A 16,783-nucleotide genomic window follows, 5' to 3' on the forward strand; every position below is an offset into this window, starting at 1 on the left:
GTCCCCTACAGCTCGTCAAGACTGGATCTGACACCTCGGAGCTCGCTGCCCGTGCCGAGATCATTCTGGAAGAACAGACCCGAGGTGTTGCGCAGAGAAGCCTTCTCCGCGGCAAGTCGCCCCATCAGCACTCTCACCTGCTGGTCCCAGGTCCCCACGACCTTCTTCAGGCCGGAGGCAGTCTCCCAGCCGTCAAGCGTCCTGGCCGCGGCATTCGTGCTCTCCCTCGCACCATCTGAGACCTTCTTGGTGTCCGGCTCCAACTCGGTCTCGATGTCGTTCGCCGCCGCACTCTTCTCCGCCGGCGACGAGCCGAACAGACCCCCGCCACCCGGAGCCGACGGGCCAGCCGGTGTACCGCCCCCGCTGCTCTCATCCCACGCCACGATCAGCCCCTCCCTGAACCCCGCACAGATCATATGCAGAACGACCGGTGCCCCGGCCCCCTTTGTTCGTCAAGAGGCGTAAGACAACGATGACTTGCAGATCCGCGCCTTCAATCCACGCGGCGCACCATGCGCACAGGAACCCCTCTTCCATCAAAACGTGATTGACCGCGTGATTATCCGAGTACCCCGAGATCGGTATCGGGCCGGCAGTGATCGCCACGCCGCAGGAAGCCGGCGCCGGCCCATCGACCGGGACCAAGCCCGTTCCCTTCTCGCCGAAGGAATCCGAGCCTGCGAAGTCCGGGCGCAGGCCGGCTGCGACGTCGAAGGCGCACGGCGGGGCTCTCTTCTCCGTTGCGCAGGGTCGTCCTGCCCAGCGGCACCGTCAAGGGCCCGCAGTGAAGGCAGCACTCCACGTGGCACCGGCCTCTGCGCGATCATCCGGTCGCCGTTTCGCCCGGCTGTGTCAGTGGGTGCCTTACCCTCCAAAGGTCAGTTCCCGTACCGCTTTTCACCCTGGGGGCAAGATGGCCAGGGACGCTCGTCCCGTGCAGACAGCGGTGCTCGACAACGCTGATTCCGAGGATCCGGTGGAGTGCCCCACCAAGGCGCCGGAGCTGGTGAAAGGCGGAACGTCTCAATACCGACTTCTGGGGCAATATGGGCGAGCATGGTTGACTTGTCTGTCACGGGTGCGAAGGTCGCTTCCTGGGCGGCTGCAACGGATCCAGCCAGCCCAGTCAGCAGGCGGACCCAGAGGAAAACGTCGGCGACGTGGAGTCCGGCCAGGTACATGGTCGCGGTCTTCTCACTGGCATGATCTGCCCAAGAGGTTCGGACCGTCGAAGACCGTCAATGAACGCCACCTTGTGGGTCGGCCTACAGAGCGCCTGCTCCAGTGGGTCCAGGCCGAGGCCGACGCGACAGGTCAGCTCGAGCCAGCACACTGCTTGCCCTCGACAGCATATGTCGTATTGCGTCGCGCCCCAGAAGGTCGGCGGTGATGGGCTACCGGCTTGGCCGCTGAGCCCGTACCCGACGGCGACTCGCTTCGGCAGCTTCGGCCACCAGCGGGGCACTACCTCATTCCTCAAGCGATCGTGATGACGTCCGGCATGACGGTGAAAACCAGCGCATTTTAGGCAAGCGTGGCTGTTCCCGCATAACAGTCAGGTACTGGTGGCTGCTATCGCGGCGGGGCCTCGTTGGGAGCGGGGGGTTTTGTCGCCGACGCGGCGGGGCTCGATGGTGCGCGGGTCGACGGCTTCGCCGGGTGCACCTTCGTGGTAGGGGCCGTCGGGGGCGGCGTCACGGTCGTGCGGCAGGAGAAAGAAAACGCGCCGGAGCTGTAGGCCGCTGTCAGGGTCGGCTTCGGCGTGGGCGTCTAGTTCGGTGTAGCCGACCATGCGTCCGTCACGCTCGTAGCGGGGCTTGCCGCGGCGTCGTGGTGTCTTGTCGAGGGCTTGGCGGACGTAGTCCAGCTCATCGGGGCTTTCCAGCCAGACCACTGCGTTCTCGTGGCAGAGGTCGCTCTCGTTCAGCAGCGAGCTCATGGCTGCAGCCCCTTTTCGTTGTCCTTGCCCGTTTGTGGGCCAGTGTCTGTGTGGTGAGCACGTTCCCGGGTGAGGGCACCGTGTCCAGGATAGGCGGCCAAGGTGTGCGTGCGTAGGGCGCGAAGGTCAGGCATGGTCGTCCTGGGGGTCTTCGTCGGTGAGAAGGCCGAGGCCTGGGTAGTACTTCTTGCCGCTGGATTTCATCATGTCGGCGGGCGAGGCAAGCGAGAGTTCTTGGCGGACTCGGGTGGCGAAGGCTCGTGCGGTGGCGGGGCGGATGCCTTCGCCGGCGCTGCACCAGCTGCTGTAGGTGGCGTAGAGCAGGCCTTGCTCGACTCGGAGGTCTCCGGGGGCCCGGTCCGGGCTCTTGTCAGGGCTGTCGGTGGTGCAGCATTCGGTGAGGAAGCGGCCGATGTGGTCTTCGGTGGTGGCGTAGGCCTCGGTTGCGGAGCGGACTGTGGCGGGACCTGCGAGGGGGTCGCGGGTGGCGAGGTAGAGCTTGGCTCCCTCGATGAGCCATTGCAGGATGCCGGGTCCTTCGCTTTGGACGAGTTCCTTAGCCAGGTTGTCGATCTTGCGGGTGGCAGAGACGACGCGTTCGAAGGGGATGAGTCGGATGCGGCGCCAGAAGGCGTGGCCGCCGGTGCCGACCTCGGGGCGGTGGTTGCCGAGCAGCCATAGCTTGTGGGTGGGGTTGAAGCTGAAGTAGTCCTGGCGCATGCGGCGGGCCATGATGCGGTCGCCACCGGTCAGGAGCTTGACCCGGGATTCGTCGAACTTGTCGTTGGGCTTGAGCTCGGAGCAGACCACGATGCGTCGACCGTGGAGTTCGGTCAGTTCGGTGGAGTGTTCGGAGAACTTGCCCTTTTCCATGAGAAAGCCGGGCGGGGCGGCCTGGGCGTAGTCACCGAGGATCTGCGTCATGACGTCGAGCAGCACGGACTTGCCGTTGGCGCCTGTGCCGTAGAGGAAGGGCAGGACCTGGGCGCCGACGTCGCCGGTGATGGAGTAGCCGAGCAGCAGGTGCAGGAAGTTGATGGTCTCCTGGCCCTTGGCGTCCTCGCCGAAGGTGTCATGGAGGAAGCGGTGCCAGCGGGGGGTGGGCATTGCTTCGGGAGCGACGCGGGTGGCCCTGGAATGCATGTCGGCTTCGGGGTCGGGCTTGTGTAGGTCACCGCTGTGGAGGTTGACGACTCCGGCCGGGGTGCACAGGGCGTAAGGGTCGCCGTCCAGGACATCGGGGTCCAGGGCGAGCGCGGGAGACGCCTTGGCCTGGGTGAGCAGCGCCTTGATGCCGGGGGTGGACATGGACCTGCGGCGGTGGGCGTTGATTTCCCGGTCGTGGAAGGTGCCCGTCGGGTCGTTGGTGGGCATTTGTTCGGCGAGGTCTCCGGCGGCCCAGACTGCGGCTTTCTCTCCGCCGGTGCGCTTCCATCGGTACTGGTCCCAGTGGTACCAGCCCAAACCTTCTACGTGCCGGAACTGGTCGCCGAACATGATGGCGAACAGTTTGGCGTTGCCGCGGTCGGTGAGCATGGCCGGGAGTAGGCCTCGGGGCATGGTCGTTTCGTGCACGGTGACGACGCTGGCGGTGTTTTGCTGTGCGGGGAGGCTGGGCTGGGTGCTCTGGACTTCGAGCTCGAGCATTTGCTGAGCCGCTGCCGTGGCGTCGAAGCGGGGGCTGTCAGCGCTGCTCATGGGCGTCCTTTGAGATGGAGCGGCCGGCTGGCGCCGGCGGACAAGGCAGAGGAAATGACGGCGCTGCTGTGACGGTGGCGGTGGGGGCGCGCGGCGTCGGCGGCCGCGGTGAGCAGGTCGTGTGCTTGGTTGTGGTCGAGGTGGCCTGCGGCTACGAGGCCTCCGGCAGTGTAGGCAGCCCGGTTGAGCTTCTCTGTGAATGCCGTTCCTTCGGGTGCCGAAGCGCATGCTTCGACCTGGGCCAGGAGGGGTTCGAGAAGGCGTGGTGCCTGCTCCCTGGCCGGGGCCGCGCTTCTTCGGCTCGGGCGGGGGCTGGGCGCAGGGAGGTTGTTGACTACGTGCCCTGTGCGGCGGAGTTCCGTGGCCAGCCAACTGGGCAGGGGGGCTGGGATGCGGGTTGTACCGAGCGCACGGTAGGTACCGGCGGGTGTGCGTGTGGCGGGTGTGACGATGTATCCGCCGGTGGATCGGATGTCTACTTGCCAGGCCAGAGCTACGTTGGGGCTGGAGCCTACGGAGGACTTGTAGTGGGGGCCGTGGCTCGGGGCCTGGTACCAGACGTGGAGTCCTCCGGAGGGGGTTCTGACACGGAGGGTGGAGTCGTCGTCTGCTGGGCTCTCCTTGCCGCGGAGGGCGGCAAGGAGAGCCAGGGTGTCGAAACCTGAGGCCAGGCCGTCGAGGTTGACGCTCTCGTGAATGGGGATGCCCGGAAGAAGCCGGTCGCGGTCGGGGACTTCCACACTGTGCGCGTCGATGTCGAGGACGACCAGACGTGCCGGCCCACAGGAGACTCCGACCCCCAGGGCTGGATTGCTCCCCCACCAGGCGTCCAGAAGCTTGGGATCGGTCGTGGCTGCGTGGAAGCCGTGGCACCACTTGCCTTTGGCGTGGCAAGGGCACTGGTGAGGTCGGTGTGTGGTCTCTCGGCAGGAGGCACAGTTGGCTGCTGGGGTCTTGCGTCCTGAGGCGAGAGGGTGAACGGGCCAGCCGTTTCCGGCGCACCAGCGCGCAACAGCGTAGGGACTGGCGTGTCCCGCGGTACGGGGAACGCTGGTCTCGCTGTGACGCGGCACGCTGATCGTCCTTGCAGGGGGCCAACAGTCCTTCAGTCCCTGGCCACAAAAAGACCTGGTCAAGCGTCTGCTGCTGGCAAACGAGGGACCGAAGGGACTGAGTTTTCCAATGAGCCCAGAGCCTACAACAGGGCGTTGGGCTTCCGTGTAGCCGATTCCAACTTTGAGTCCCTTCGGTCCCTTGCGTCCCTGGGGAGTTGGGTCGGGTAGCCCTCCTCGTCCTAGTTGCAGCGCGTTTCCGGCCCGGGCGTGTCGGTGCCCACGCCGCGTTCACCGGCAGGGAGGGACTGAAGGACCACGTCCTGTTCGGTCCCTGTTCAGTCCCTCCCCTAAAAGTGCAGGTCAGATGCCCCTCCCCCCCTTTTTGAGGGACTGAAGGGACTGAAAGTTCTAGTTATGAGCTACACATGACTAGAGTTCCTTAGTCTCGCGCGTACGCATACACACGCACACGTGATCCGTGGAACTGGAAAGTTCGGTCCCTTCAGTCCCTTCGGTCCCCCACTTTTGTGCTCACAGCACCTGTGACCTGGCCTTATGCCGAGGGACTCAAGACAGGGTCTGAGTGGGAGACGAGCTCCCTCAGTCTCTCGCCGGGCGAACCCGCACCCCGGCGTGCGAGCGAGGAGGTGGGCGCATTCCTCTGACCCAAGGTGAGATGGCCGCGGTGCTGGACGTGTCCCGGACGAAGGCCAACGAGGGCCTGGGCGAGGTCATGTTCCACGGCATCGTGTTCAAGGTGAAGCGCGGCGTGTACCAGTTCAACCCGCCCTACAGCTACCGCGTAGCCGAGTTCATCCCCGGCACCGAGACGACGCCGGCGGAGTACGTGAAGGTCGACCAGCACGCAACGATCGCTAAGATCCGGTCCGACCAAAGTCTCCCGGATCTGGTGCGCTTCCCCTCATTCGAGAAGATGCGTGAGAAAATCGAGAGGCTGCGGAAGGAACGGGCGGAGCAGCCTGAGCAGCGCCGCCGGGACCGCAGGGCGGGTGACCGTTCCGTTATCCGCAGGAGGGCAACCAGCCCCCCGGTTCCCTGGTCGAACCGACGTGATCACAAGCCGCCTCCACCCGCTCTGCGCCGTCGCCGCGTCCGCCGCCCTGCTGCTGACCGGCTGCTCCGGCGGCGCGGCGGACGACAAGCCCGCCCACCCGGTCTTCGACGTACCGGTCGGACAGCAGCCGCACCAGGCGCTGCTGGCGACACAGGCCGCGCGTTCGGCGGCCTTCACCCAGACCCTGACCTTCAGCTCACCGTCGGGCGACACGGTGCAGACGACCTCGGGGCGGCTCGACTTCCCGGGCGGCCGGGCCGTCGGCTCGATCGACTGGGCTCCGGCCGAGAAGCTCCCGCAGCAGGCCCAGGACACGCTGCTGGGCACCCGGCTGGCGGGACGCGCCCCGACGCGTACCCGCTTGGCGGTCGACCCCGGCACCATCAGGCTGCGTGCGGGTGAGGCACGCTACTGGCTTCTCTACGAGGGCAACTCCGGCGCCATCGCGCCCGGCGCCGCGGTCGACACGCTGCGGGGATCCGAGGCCGCGTTCGGTGGCACCCTCCTGGAGGTTCTCAGTGCCGCTGAGGACGTGAAGGAGGCGCCGGCGAAGAAGGGCGGGCGCGTCTACCGGGCAGAACTCAGCCAGACCTACGCCCTGCGGCTGTTCCCCAAGGACCTGGGCTCAGAACTCGCCATATCCATGGACGCGAACGGCGACGTCCCGTTCGTGCCGCTCAGCATCTCCGTGGACGCCAAGGGCCGCGTCCTGCGGGCGGAGGCGGACCTCTCCGCCCTGCTCGCCCGGAAGGACAGCGCCCTGAAGGGCATGACCGGGCTGCGCGCCCGATTGGACCTGACGGGTTTTGGGGTCTCCGCCCCGGTCATGCCCGCGGCGTCCGAGCCGGCACTCGACGCGAAAAAGGCCGTGACGAAGGTCGCTAAGGTGAAGAAGGGGGGGTGTGCCGACCTCGCCACCGGCACCCGCACCTTCGGCATGGTGGTCTCCCTTCCCTGCGAGCAGCCTCACGACATCCGCGTCTTCGGTCACGCGCGGTTCGACGCCACGTATCCGGGCAAGGACGCGGCGAAGCGGATGGCCGGTGAGGCATGCGACGACGCCCATGACGCGGCGCCCTCCGCCTGGACGAGGGAGGCAGTGAGGAAGGGCCACTTCACGTACACCTGGCCCCGCGCCGGCGGGTGGGGAGCCGGCTCCGACCCGGTGATCACGTGCTACGTCAAGACCCGGTGAGGCGGGCCCCACGGCACTCCGGCGCATCAGCGCGCCGCAGGGGCTGACCACTCTGGTGTGGCGTGCCGAGGTCCTCGTGGGCGTCGAGGAGCACACCGCGCGGGTCACCTGCCGGGCGGAAGGGTTGCCCTACGACGGTCCGAGCGCGCCGGTGGCCGCTCTGCGGCGCGAGGTCGTGGAGTGGCTGAGCCTGCTGAAACGGCCCTTGACCAGCGAGGAAGAAGACCGGGCGACCGCTGAGGCGTCGCGGCTGGTGCAGCTGCTGGAGCAGCGCGGGGTCTCGACCGCGGGGGCGCGGTTGTCACCGCACCGCCCGCGGCCCCCTGATTTTCGGTCCGGTGCAGGCCCGTACTCCGGTCCTGGACAAGGCGCGGCAGGTGACGCTGCCGAAGTACGGAATGCGACTCGGGCTGGTCATTCTGTCCGCAGCGATCGCAGCCGCTCTGCGATGGCGTACGAGTCCAGCTGCAGGGTTCGGATGTCGGCGATCAGGTCACGCCACGCTTCGAACTTCGTGTTGATCTGCTCCCCGTGCATGCCCAGGTAGGCGACGGCGACGCCGAACCCGTACAGCTCGTTGCGAGCAGGTAGCGGACGCAGGAGAACGCACTCTTCCAGCATCACAGCGGCCCGCCAGAAGGGGTCCGGGGTGTGCTGGTCGTGGCGGGGCGGGTCGGTCTTGTGCCGAGCGGCCAGGCCAGCGAACACGGAGTAGTCGTTGACGGCCAGGTCGTCCAGCAGGTCGGCCTGCCGCTCCAGGAACCAGCGGTAATCGACGTAGTACTCGGCAGGCACAGGTCAGGCCGCCCGCGGAGCGAGCGTGGCCGCCGCGGGTCCGCCGTATTCGGCGTCGAATGCTCTGGCCGTCGCCGTGTCGCCGGTCACCCGGCGAAAGATCTCTGCACCCTCATCGAGCGCGAGCTCACGCCTCTTCTCCGCGGCTACCTGGGCCAGGTAGTCATCCAGCGGAAGACCTTCTGCGTCGGCCAGGGCCTGCAGTGCGTCCAGGGTGGTGTCGTCGATCTCGATGCCAGCCATGCGTCGAGTATGCCGCGCTTCTCCGTACCAGGACCACCCACTACAGAAAACCGCGGGGGCGGCGGGCCCCCTGTCGCCGGCGCCCTGGCGGGGTGGTGCCGGACAGCACTGCGCCCCGCCCGCTGATCAAGCTTCTTGCGCCAGGGCCTGTTCCCTCTCACTCCGAGCAGGGAGCAGTGCTCCTTGAGATGTGGAGTCCGCAGCGAGGCTGGTGGCGAGCCATGCGGCGAGGGCAGCGGTGGCTGCCGGGTCCACATGGGCGAGACAGCCTGTGAAGGGGAGTTCGGTTACGTCGGCTGGGGTCCCGGTGCGGGCGAGGGCAGAGAGCAGCGCTGCGTGGGCGCGTATAGCTGCGGGCAGGGTGGCGGCGGCTGCGGTGCGTGTAGCGGGATCCGCGTAGTGGCCGTTGTGGTCGGCGAGGGCTTGGGGGAGCCAGGCGTCGACCTTCTCGACCCGCCCGTCCCCCTGCTGTGCGAGATGGTCCCGGGCGGCTTCGTCACCAGCCTGGCTCACCGTCGTGGTGTCTGGGGTACTGGTTTGCTGGGCCAGCTCGTCGGCCCTCTCGGCAATGCGCTGCTGCACCTCGAGCTCGGTCTGCACGGCGTCCTGGCGGCGCTGCTCGATCGCGAGCTCCTCTTGGACGAAGGGGTCGGTGTCCGGTGTGTAGGGGCCGTGGTGTCGGCGAGCAGCTGCTCGATGCGCTCCCACTCGGCGAGCACCGCTTCGCCGCGGCCTCCGTCGTCGGCTGACTCCTCGTGTCGTAGGTCGAGGCGCGCGCATTCGAGGGCAACGAGGACGTCTGCGTGGGTCAGGCCTGTCGCCCTGCGTGGAGCCGAGGAGCGGCCGGCTGTCATCGGGTCGACGCGGGCGCGAGGGGCGGCTGTTGTCGTCCGGCTCCGTGGGATGCGGGAGTTCTAGCGGTGGGGGGCGGGGGTGGTCATAGCGTCTCCGTGGTGGCTGGGGAAAGGGCGCCGGGCGCGACCCTGGAATCGAGTGCTTCTGCGGCGAGCCATCCGTCCTTTTCGGCGACTGCGGGGCCCACTCCGGCAGTTACTTTGAGGCCCACTCGCTCCTGGAGTCAGCCCCGGCAGCCATCGTCGCCGTGGGCATCCATCAGTCCTTCCGGGGTGACAGTGACACGAACCCCGCGTGCGGATTCCAGAATGTCCCGGACGACTGCGTCCCCCACGACTTCAAGGAAGCCGAAGCCTCGACCGGCGACCACACGACGTGTCTGACATCCGCTCCCGAAGGTGCTTTTCGCAGAACTACCCCCATCGCCTCATTCGTTGCCACCAAGCAGGTCGAACTGTCGGACGACATGTTCCAGTCCCCGTACATCGTGGGCGGGAACTACTGACCAGACGAGCGATCCCATCCCACGTGCTCGGGCAGCGGAGACGGCTGACACCCCGGCTCTCCCGCCCTCACGTGACGGTGACCCGAGTACCTACGGCTCCCCCGCGCTCCTAGGGCTGCCCCAGCCGCCACCGCATCAACCGCGGTGGAACCGGCACGCCAACACTGCCCTCTACACCATCATCCTGGTTCGCATGCAATACGACGCACGGACCAGGGATTACGTCGCCAGACGCACCGCCGAAGGCATGTCCACCAAGGACGTCATGCGGTGCCTGAAGAGGTTCGTCGCCCGCGAGGTCTACAGGCGCATGAAAGCCTCCGGCGTCCCGGTCCCGGCACGGGCCACCTACGAGGCGATTACATCAGCATGGGCCGGTGCGCAGGTCAGGCCAGGGATACCCGTCCGGCGGCATGCCGGACGGGCGGCCGGCCTGGACGAAGTCGCGGTACTCGTCCTGCACGACACCCTGGTTGACCCATCGCCGCGAAGGGCTCCCGTGCACTCCTCGGCAAGAACCAGCGCGTCCTGCGGGTCCTCAGTCGTGCCCAGGAATTGGCCGAAGTCCTCGTCCTCGGAGTCCTGATCGAACGGCGGGAACACCTCCAGGTCCAGAAGACTCTCGTGCCCGACATCTTCGACGGCATGGACGTAGACCTCGTACGACGTCCTCGCCGCCCGGACCTCGGCATATCTCACACCGGGGCGCTCGGACGAGCCGACCGGCCCGAGGAACTGCTCGACCGAACGGCCCCGCCTCAAGGCCCCGATGATGAAGGGCTCAGCCAAGTAGCGCACCCAGGCACAGTACGACCCAGCCATGACAGCCGACCAGCTTGACGATCTATAGGAGCTTGAACAGAGCCGCCCCCGGGTGCCTGCGCCGTGTGGAGGTGCCCGGGGCGACAGTGCCGACCGTGGCTGGGAGCGGGATCAGGGCAGCCGCGGATCGCGGAGACGATGTGGGCCAGTCGAGGTCGGCGTCGGTGAGGTGACCGTTAGTCTGTGCGACGCGTTCGGCGGGTCCGGGAGCGGCTGGGTAGGAGGTCAGGCGCCGGTGAGGTAGGCGGCTGCTGCGTTCACGAACCGGTCGTGGGCCTCGCGGGCGTCCTCCCGGGGTGCGATGAGCGCTTCGGTGCTGTGCGCGTGGTCGCGCATGAAGTAGGCGTTCTCAGCCGCCGCGTTCAAGTCGCATGTGCGCAGTGCAAAGCTGTCCGGCCAAGTCATGGTGAAACCATCGGGTCGACCATGGAGCCGGGGACTACTACTTCGTCGTCAGTGATGGTGGCGGCGGAAACGTGTCGGTTCGCTCGCTGACTGTCACCTACTGATCACACTGTCCCCGTGCCGCTCCGCGTGCGGAGCGGCACGGGGAACATGTTCTGTCGATGAGGTTGTCTTCATGCCGTTGCACTACCAGTCCTGTACGTTCCGCTACAGCCGCAGGACGCGCCCTGTCATCGACAGACTCGATCTGAGTTTTTCGCCGGGCAACACCGTGCTCCTGGGCCCGAACGGGGCCGGCAAGAGCACACTGCTCGCGCTCGCAGCGAGCGCGAGCGTCCCGCAGGGGGGCACGGTCCGCTTCGGTGAGCTGCGGTCCACGAGCAGCAAGACACTGCACGACTACCGGCGCAAGGTTTCCTGGCTGCCCCAGCGGGCTTCCTTCCTTCCGGGCATGACCTGCCAGGAACACGTCGCCTACGTCGGCTGGCTCAAGGGGATGCGTGAGCGCGAAGCATGGCGTGCCGCCCCCGCCGCGATCGAGCGTGTCGGACTGACGGCGAAGAGGAAGGACAAGATCGGCACCCTGTCCGGTGGGCAGCGGCAGCGGCTGGCCATTGCCCAGGCCTTGGTCCACGACGCGGAGCTCCTTCTGCTGGATGAGCCGACGGTCGGCCTGGACCCCAACCAGCGCCGTAGGTTCCATGACCTGCTCGTCGAGCTCCGCGGAAGCGTGCAGGTGATTGTCTCCACCCACGACATAGCCGATCTGGACCAGGCCTTCGATGAGGTCGTCGTACTGGAGAACGGCCGTCCGAGATTCCAGGGCGGAGTAGCGGAATTCGAGAGCTACGCCGACTCCGAAAGTGTTCCAGGACGGCGTCTGGAGAGCGCGTACTCGGCTCTGCTGGGATCGGTGGAACTGTGATCTCGTTCGGGAACCTGCGCGCGTCCTCGACTCCCTGGCTGCTGCTGCCGGCGCTCCTCTACATGGCTAGCTTCGTGGGGGGCGACAACTTCTGGGGCGTCCCCGACTACGGCCCCTCCTCGGGCGAACTCGCCTCGTGGGGCATCACGGTGATCGCCCCGGTGGTGGCTGGAGCCGCCGCCTGGGAAGCCGGCCGCCAGCGAAGTATGGGAGACCTCCGGAAAGTCAGTTCACGAAGCACGGTGCGACAGTGGTTCTGGGCGGCTCGGCCCGTCTTCGTCCTCCACCTGCTCCTCGTCGCCGGCGCCCTCATCATGGCCAGGATTACGGTCGGCGTCTGGCCGAGCGGCGCCGGTCTGCTCGCAGTCGGGCACCTGCTGGTCCTCCCGTGCGGCTGGATGGTCATCGGCTGGGTACTGGGACTGCTGTGTCCCCGCGCCGTAGCCGCACTGATCGCGGCAGTCGGCAGCTGGGCATGGCTGGCCATGCCGCGTTCCTTGAGCGCTCCGGCATGGCGTCACCTGGCCGGGTTCGCCACCGAAGGATCCACTCTCACCGACACCCTCGACCCGCTCGTCTACCTCATTCCATGGTTGATCACAGCCGGTCTCACCGTGGCTGTCGTCCTGCTGACGGGGGCCCGCCGTAGGCCGTGGCTGATCGCGGCAAGCGTGGCAGTGCTCGTAGCCACGCTCGTCACCGGCCGCGCTCTTGTCTCGGACTGGGGATACAGCCCGCTGACCGAAGCGCGTATCGGCCACACCGTCTGCGTGGGCAAGTCGCCCGCACTCTGCCTGCCCGAGGAATACGAGAAGAAGGCCGCCGGCCTGCGCAATGACTCCCTGCCCGCGCTGGAGGCACTGCGGGCCGCCGGAGTCCCCTCCCCGCAGACGCTGCAAATGAGCTCTGACGACGTCGGCCTGGAGCCGGGCACGTGGCCCTTGTACTGGTCGCCGGAGAACTCAACCGAGCAATTCCAGATCGACCTCGCACGGTCGGCCGTCACCGGCGTTGCCGCACTCCATGGCGTGCGGGCCTGCCGACAGCCATACCTTGCCGAAACTTGGGCAGCGCTGGTCGTAGGAGTGGAGGAGAAGGACGTGCAAGCGAGTGTCCCTCCCCAGGACTGGACACAGGTGCAGCAGATAAGGGAACTGCCGTCCACGCAGCAGGCCGACTGGTTCACCAAAGCCGCCCTTGACCAGACGCACTGCGTGGTAGGCCAGACGTGAAGCTCTACTTGTCCGTCGTACGACGCTGGTGGTCAGTGCCCGCAGCACTCGTACTGCTCACCCTGGTCTGCTGGGTACTCGGCGGGACAGAAGTACCCGTCCCCGGTTTCCTGGGCGGAATGGTCAGCATGCGCCTCCAGTACTTCACACCCATCCTGGTCATCGGAGCCATCCTCTACTGCCTTGACCGCCGCCTCAACGCATCCGAGATCACGGCAGTTGTACGCATAAGGCGCTGGGACCTCACTGTCATCACGACAGCTGTGGTGGTGGCTCACCTGCCCGGCCTCATCGTGGGCATGGACATTCCACGCAACCTGATGGTGCTCATCGCTGTGGCTCTGATCGTCCGCAGGCTGAGCAACGAGGCAGCAGCAGGCGCCGTCTGTCTACTTCTTCTACTGGCCAGCGCCAGCCTCGGCCGCGTCTATCAACCATCCGGGCAACCTACTGGCGAATGGTGGGCTCTGACCCTCTACCCGGCCGACAGCCCGAGCGCGTGGGCTGTAGCCGCGGTTCTGTTCGGTCTGGGCCTACTGGCATCAGGACAGCGCCTCGCACCTGCGCGATCATTCACGTGACCTCTCTGCGCTGAGTGATGAGGGACGCATACGATGCGGCCCACCCCGGCAGGCCCCCCGCCGGGGTGGGCCTGCCGCTCGTTCCGGCGGCGTCCACCCGGCTCACGGAGACCGTCCGGCCAGGCAGACTGCGCACGGGCGGCATAGGGCCCGGGGGCGTGACGGCACGCAGCTGCCCCGACCTATGACGGATACTGCGCTGGAGAGCTACACGCTTGCTCTTCGGTGCCGTTCTCTTGTCCCGTTGAGCAGTTAGGGACGGGGACCGGAGAGGTGGGCGGGCGCCAGGTGAGCATCCAGCCTGCAGTAAGTTCCGCCGCGCCGCCTGCGAGGGCGATTGCGCCGCCTGTTCCGACGCCTGCGGCCACCGAGCCGAAGCAGGCCGGCCCGCCTTGGTCTACCGTGCCCGCGGCACCGCCACCTTGTGGGGCGAACAGGAGACCGTCCCCCAGCCGGACGCGCTGACCGCTCTGATCGGCCGGGCCCGAGCCCGGCTGCTGGTAGCGCTGGACGCCCCAGCCAGTACCAGCCACCTCACGGCTGCGGCATGGCGGGATCGCAGATGGTCGCTTCATCCTGAGGGCATGCCGGCACATGACGTCGTGTGCCAGGGTTGCGGGTATGGATTGGCAGTCTGAGAGCCCGGAACTCTGGGCGTACCTGGAGTCCCTGCACCGCGGCGACATCCTGTCCGGCACCGTCGTGGCGATCGAACGGTTCGGGGTCTTCGTGGCCTTGGACGACGGGCCTGGTCATCCCACCCTGCCCGGTGTCGGGTTCCTCGGTATCCCCGAACTGTCCTGGCGGCGCTTCGATGATCCCACCGAAGTTGTTCAGGTGGGGCAGCGTGTCGCCTGTGAGTTCCTCGGATCCGACACCCACAACGCTGAGGCCAGACTGTCGTTGAAGGCACTGGAGCCCGACCCCTTCCAGGCTTTCGCCGACCGCACAATGGTCGGCCAGGACTTCCGCGGGACGGTTGCGAAGGTGGTTCCCATCGGCATCTTCGTCGACCTCGAAGATGGGATCTTGGGGCTGGTCCCGTTCGGAGAGATCGACGGGCGCCCTGCGGCAAGTCCAGTAGAAGGCTTCGAGGCCGGCGACGAGATTGCCGTCGCCGTTCGGGAAGTCGATCTGCCAACCCGCCGGGTGTTCCTCTCCAGACCCGAGAGCGGCCAGTACGCAGGGGGCGTGCAACCCATGTGACGGCCGCCGTGCCCGAATCGTTGAGCTGAGCATGAGGCCAGGCGATCTCACAGACGCGGAGTGGGCACGACGGCGGCCATTCCTGCCGGGCACTACTCACACGACTCGCACGCGCAGTGTGTACGGCAGTCCCGTGCTGATGGCCTCGGCCTGCTCGCGCAGATCGACCGGGGTGAACTCCAGCAGCGACTCTTCGGCCGCCCGACGCAGCAAGGGAAGGATGTCGGTGGCGGGGCGGCCGCGGTGGCTTTCGGCGAGGCGCTCGAAGGCGTGCTGGTAGGAGGTGCCATAGGTGCTGGTGCTGTCTGCCAGCAGCCGGTCCAGGTGCTGGCCCTTCATTTCGATCTCGCCCATGATCCGCTCCTTCGTCCTGCGGTCCCGTCCTCATTGGGTACCTGCTTACGACGGTACGAGCGGGGTCTGACAGTGAGGATGTACTCGGCATTCCCCGGGGGCCTGACTCAGGGTCCGACTGACGCTTCGGCTTTCTGTGCGTTGATGCCACCGCGTGTGCTCGCGGGCGTCCGTGACCTCATAGGAGCTTGGCCGTCAGGCTCATCACTGTCTTGTCCGTCTGCCCGGGCAGCACACGCTGATCCTGTATCCATACGGAAGGACGGCAGAGCCGAGCATGTCAGCGCCCGAGATAGCGGTGATCGGTGGAATCGACACCCACACCGACGTCCACCAGGCCGCGGTGATCGACTCGGTCGGCCGCCACCTGGACACGCAGCCGTTCGAAACGAACTCGGCCGGCTACGAACAGCTGCCGGCCTGGCTGCGTGCCCAGGGCGAGGTCATCGCGGTCGGGATGGAGGGCACCGGCGCCTACGGCGCCGAACTCGCCCGGTTCCTCACGCCCAGCGGCATCACGGTCGTCGAAGTCGACCGCCCGGACCGAAAGCCAGGCGGGCCCACGGCAAGTCCGACCCGATCGACGCCTACGCGGCGGCCACCGCCGTCCTGTCCGGTCGCGCGAACGGAACTCCGAAGAGCCGGGACGGGATCGTGGAAGCGATCCGCGCGCTGCGTGTGGTCCGCAAGAGCGCGGTCAAGACGCGGACGCAGACCATCAACCAGATCCGCGCTCTGATGGTGACCGCTCCCTCCGCCCTGCGGGACAAGCTGCGAGGACTGCCTACCAGTCTGCTGATCGACACCCTCGCCCGCACCCGGCCTATCGGCGACCTCACGGACCCGGCCTGCGCGGCCAATACGGCACTTCGCCGCCTCGCCCGGCGCTACCAGGCCCTTCAGCAGGAGATCAAAGAGGCTGACGCAGACCTGGCTCCCCTCGTGGCTCGGGCAGCGCCCAGCCTCGACGCGCTGCCCGGGGTGGGAACCGAGACAGCCAGCCAACTGCTGATCACTGCGGGAGACAACCCCGACAGGCTCCGGTCCGAAGCGTCTTTCGCGCCCCTGTGTGGGGCCGCCCCGATCCCCGCCTAGTCCGGCCGGACCAACCGTCACCGCATCAACCGCGGCGGAGACCGCAACGCCAACAGTGCCCTTTACACCATCGTCCTGGTCCGCATGCGGCACGACCAACGGACCCGGGACTACGTCGCCAGACGCACCACCGAGGGCATATCCACCAAGGACATCATGCGGTGCCTCAAGAGGTTCGTCGCCCGCGAGGTCTACAGGCACCTCAGGAGCACAGGCATTTTGAACACGGCGGGCTCGGGCGGAGCCGGATCATGATGCCGACTGGCTGCCATCCGAGTCATCGAGCGACGCGGCCGCGGCCAGCCGCTCGACGAACGTCTGGAAGTCCGTTGCCAGCGGGAGCTCCGTGTCAGTGTCCACGTCGAACCACGTCACGGACGGCTCCCCGCGCTCTCCGCATGTCCGGTAATCGAGGGCGATCCAGCAGTGGCCATCACCGGAGAGTAGAACGAGAGGTGAAGGAAGACCCCATTCCTCGACCAGGTAACCCGAGTCCAGCAACGACGGCTGGCCGTCGTGACGGCCGATGCCCATCATGTCGTCGAGCGGAACGTGGTTCTCGCTCCACGACGTCGGCACATCGGTCGGGAACGCGTTCCACACCTCCGCCACCAGGCCGCCGTTCTGGACCCGCAGGATCTCCAGCAACGAGGCTGGCAGACGGACACCGAGCTGGAGCTCGGCATCCTGAACGACCGCGTCGGTTAGCGGTGGCTGAACCCCGTACAGGCCCTCGCCCCAGAACGTCGCCTTAACCTCATCAAACCGAGCCACGAGCGCATCCTATGGACCTCGCCGCC

The 16,783-nt window shown here is 67.1% G+C and carries 16 protein-coding genes and 2 pseudogenes; 7 read left to right on the forward strand and 11 right to left on the reverse strand.

Going from position 1 to position 16,783, the window contains the following annotated elements:
- Positions 1-5 precede the first annotated feature (5 nt).
- The 4 genes from OG379_RS40530 to OG379_RS40545 form a co-directional block, all read right to left on the reverse strand.
- Entirely contained in the window at positions 6-386 is a 381-nt protein-coding gene (locus tag OG379_RS40530) for a hypothetical protein (RefSeq protein ID WP_405668976.1), read from the reverse strand.
- A 1,172-nt stretch (positions 387-1,558) separates the two neighbouring features.
- Positions 1,559-1,942: a DUF6009 family protein gene (locus OG379_RS40535; protein WP_331735307.1), complete on the reverse strand. Its 384-nt coding sequence runs from the start codon at positions 1,940-1,942 to the stop codon at positions 1,559-1,561.
- 126 nt (positions 1,943-2,068) lie between these two features.
- Entirely contained in the window at positions 2,069-3,640 is a 1,572-nt protein-coding gene (locus OG379_RS40540) for a phage/plasmid primase, P4 family (protein WP_331735310.1), read from the reverse strand.
- Positions 3,637-4,713, reverse strand: coding sequence for a bifunctional DNA primase/polymerase (locus OG379_RS40545; protein WP_331735313.1), 1,077 nt, complete (start codon positions 4,711-4,713; stop codon positions 3,637-3,639). The genes OG379_RS40540 and OG379_RS40545 overlap by 4 nt, the downstream gene beginning before the upstream one ends.
- Before the next feature lie 1,052 nt (positions 4,714-5,765).
- Here OG379_RS40545 and OG379_RS40550 point away from each other — a divergent pair.
- Positions 5,766-6,965, forward strand: a complete 1,200-nt coding sequence (locus OG379_RS40550) for a hypothetical protein (RefSeq protein ID WP_331735316.1) — start codon at positions 5,766-5,768, stop codon at positions 6,963-6,965.
- 414 nt (positions 6,966-7,379) lie between these two features.
- Here the strand turns inward: OG379_RS40550 and OG379_RS40555 are convergent, their stop codons facing one another.
- The 3 genes from OG379_RS40555 to OG379_RS40565 all read right to left on the reverse strand — a co-directional run bounded on the left by OG379_RS40555 (position 7,380) and on the right by OG379_RS40565 (position 8,711).
- Positions 7,380-7,760, reverse strand: coding sequence for a toxin Doc (locus OG379_RS40555; protein ID WP_319306943.1), 381 nt, complete (start codon positions 7,758-7,760; stop codon positions 7,380-7,382).
- A 3-nt stretch (positions 7,761-7,763) separates the two neighbouring features.
- Positions 7,764-8,003 (reverse strand): antitoxin MazE7, encoded by a 240-nt coding sequence (locus OG379_RS40560; RefSeq protein ID WP_331735324.1) that lies wholly within the window; start codon positions 8,001-8,003, stop codon positions 7,764-7,766.
- A gap of 126 nt (positions 8,004-8,129) precedes the next feature.
- Positions 8,130-8,711: a hypothetical protein gene (locus OG379_RS40565; protein ID WP_331735328.1), complete on the reverse strand. Its 582-nt coding sequence runs from the start codon at positions 8,709-8,711 to the stop codon at positions 8,130-8,132.
- Positions 8,712-9,476: 765 nt separating this feature from the next.
- Between OG379_RS40565 and OG379_RS40570 the strand changes: the two are divergent.
- Positions 9,477-9,670: pseudogene (locus OG379_RS40570) on the forward strand (IS110 family transposase); the annotation flags it as partial.
- Between the two features lie 41 nt (positions 9,671-9,711).
- On the opposite strand, the gene OG379_RS40575 reads toward OG379_RS40570, so the two are convergent.
- Together OG379_RS40575 and OG379_RS40580 are read right to left on the reverse strand one after the other, a co-directional pair.
- Positions 9,712-10,161 (reverse strand): hypothetical protein, encoded by a 450-nt coding sequence (locus OG379_RS40575; RefSeq protein WP_405668980.1) that lies wholly within the window; start codon positions 10,159-10,161, stop codon positions 9,712-9,714.
- A gap of 249 nt (positions 10,162-10,410) precedes the next feature.
- On the reverse strand, positions 10,411-10,551 hold the full coding sequence (locus OG379_RS40580; RefSeq protein ID WP_405668982.1) for a hypothetical protein: 141 nt from the start codon (positions 10,549-10,551) through the stop codon (positions 10,411-10,413).
- Between the two features lie 214 nt (positions 10,552-10,765).
- Between OG379_RS40580 and OG379_RS40585 the strand changes: the two genes are divergently transcribed.
- From OG379_RS40585 to OG379_RS40600, 4 genes are all read left to right on the forward strand, one after another.
- The gene (locus tag OG379_RS40585; RefSeq protein ID WP_331735340.1) at positions 10,766-11,515 is read left to right on the forward strand and encodes an ATP-binding cassette domain-containing protein; all 750 of its coding nucleotides are present in this window, start codon (positions 10,766-10,768) and stop codon (positions 11,513-11,515) included.
- Positions 11,512-12,747, forward strand: coding sequence for a hypothetical protein (locus OG379_RS40590; RefSeq protein ID WP_331735343.1), 1,236 nt, complete (start codon positions 11,512-11,514; stop codon positions 12,745-12,747). Before OG379_RS40585 ends, OG379_RS40590 begins: the two co-directional genes overlap by 4 nt.
- 35 nt (positions 12,748-12,782) lie before the next feature.
- Positions 12,783-13,328, forward strand: coding sequence for a hypothetical protein (locus tag OG379_RS40595; RefSeq protein WP_405668984.1), 546 nt, complete (start codon positions 12,783-12,785; stop codon positions 13,326-13,328).
- A 621-nt stretch (positions 13,329-13,949) separates the two neighbouring features.
- Entirely contained in the window at positions 13,950-14,534 is a 585-nt protein-coding gene (locus tag OG379_RS40600; RefSeq protein WP_331735349.1) for a S1 RNA-binding domain-containing protein, read from the forward strand.
- A gap of 96 nt (positions 14,535-14,630) precedes the next feature.
- Here the strand turns inward: OG379_RS40600 and OG379_RS40605 are convergent, their stop codons facing one another.
- Positions 14,631-14,888 (reverse strand): hypothetical protein, encoded by a 258-nt coding sequence (locus OG379_RS40605; protein WP_331735352.1) that lies wholly within the window; start codon positions 14,886-14,888, stop codon positions 14,631-14,633.
- 277 nt (positions 14,889-15,165) lie between these two features.
- Here OG379_RS40605 and OG379_RS40610 point away from each other — a divergent pair.
- Positions 15,166-16,238: pseudogene (locus OG379_RS40610) on the forward strand (IS110 family transposase).
- On the opposite strand, the gene OG379_RS40615 reads toward OG379_RS40610, so the two are convergent.
- Positions 16,233-16,757 (reverse strand): SMI1/KNR4 family protein, encoded by a 525-nt coding sequence (locus OG379_RS40615; RefSeq protein ID WP_331735355.1) that lies wholly within the window; start codon positions 16,755-16,757, stop codon positions 16,233-16,235. The pseudogene OG379_RS40610 and the gene OG379_RS40615 sit on opposite strands and share 6 nt — an antisense overlap.
- Between the last annotated feature and the right edge of the window lie 26 nt (positions 16,758-16,783).

The organism is Streptomyces sp. NBC_01166, assembly GCF_045039765.1.
Lineage (GTDB): Bacteria > Actinomycetota > Actinomycetes > Streptomycetales > Streptomycetaceae > Streptomyces.